Annotated in this window: 1 protein-coding gene; it reads right to left on the reverse strand. The window is 72.4% G+C overall.

From position 1 onward, the window contains the following. Positions 1-1,315, reverse strand: a 1,315-nt coding sequence (locus DD1DGNOD_RS25675) for a helicase-associated domain-containing protein (protein ID WP_346434382.1), incomplete at its 3' end; no start/stop codon positions are given. Between the last annotated feature and the right edge of the window lie 17 nt (positions 1,316-1,332).

The following is a 1,332-nucleotide window of genomic DNA, read 5'->3' on the forward strand; positions in this document are numbered from 1 at the left end:
GCACCATCCCGTCGGCCACCGAACCGATCGCGGCCGCGGCCGCGGCCGCCCGTGCCGTACGGGAACCGTCGTCCCCGCGGCGGATCATCCGCACCACACCACGCAGCTGCTCGTTACGGCTGCCCTGCACCTCCGCGGTGCTCGGTCGCGGACGGCCCGGCGTGCGGTATACCTCCGGCCGGCTGAGCACCACACGTCCATCCGGGCCCTCCCCCACCGGGGAGAAACCGGCCGTACGCAGCCCGTCGAGCAACTTGGGCATGGGCAGCGAGGAGACCACTACCGTTGGCGCAACCCGGCGCAGCCCCAGCGCCTGGGTTCGCCGGGACGCGACCACCTCGGACAGGACGACGGTATCGTCACAGCGCAGATACGACGCGGCCGGCCCCGCCCGCAGCCGTCCGTGGCGACGAGCGATGTCGTCCACCAGGTAGTCCAGCGTCTGCGGTACGCCCCCACGGGCCACCCGGGTGAGAAAGTCGCGGATGTCCTCGGCGGTCCGCCCGGCGTCCAGCACCCGCCGCAGGGACGTCTCGGAGAACCGGAAGACCGTTGCCGCACCCGAGGATTCGACATCGGCCATCTGCGCCAGCTCGGCGGCGATCTCCGGCACCAGGGGACCCGGTGCCACGGCGGTGAGGTCGGCCTGCACGAGCAGTTCGCTGACGGGCTCGGGCAGCATCGGGCCCAGTGCCGCCGCCAGCTCGGACCGGCTCACCCCGTCCGCGGCTTCGCCGTGGACCAGCGCCCACCCGGCGGCTGACAGCGTGCCACGGCCGGTGACGCCCAGCAGATCGGCCTCGGCGAAGATCCAGTCGACCATCCGGTCCAGCAACGACCCGCTCCGGCGCGGTACCCGCCAGGCAAGCAGCTCCCGCACCGATGCGGGTGTGGGTGCGAGCCCGCGTGGCGCGGCGGCAAAGGCGTCCAGCACAAGACGTCGCAGTTCCGGCGCGCTCTGCCGCCGCAGTTCCACGGAGAGCGCCGCGATCTGGCGGCCCTTGTCGTCCCGATCCCCCACCAGGCCGGGGACGTGCAGGGTGCGCAACCACGCCTCCACCAGTACGGCCCACCGCATGGCGGGGGTTTCCACGCACCACCGGTCGTAGGCCGTCGTGGGCATGATCTGCACATCCGTGCCGGCGGAATTGTCGACCAGCCCGGCCGCATAGACGATCTCGACGACCACCGCCGCCGCCGCTTCGGTGATGTCGAGCAGCTTCGCGGTGGCACGGAAGTCCCGGACACTCAGACCGCCGGTGCGCAACGCAGTGGGCGGGGCCGCACCCCATGCCTCGAGCAGAGCCGTCACCATCCGGATCAGCGTGCCGG

Origin of the sequence: Candidatus Protofrankia californiensis (assembly GCF_900634765.1) — a bacterium.
GTDB classification, from domain to species: Bacteria; Actinomycetota; Actinomycetes; order Frankiales; family Frankiaceae; genus Protofrankia; species Protofrankia californiensis.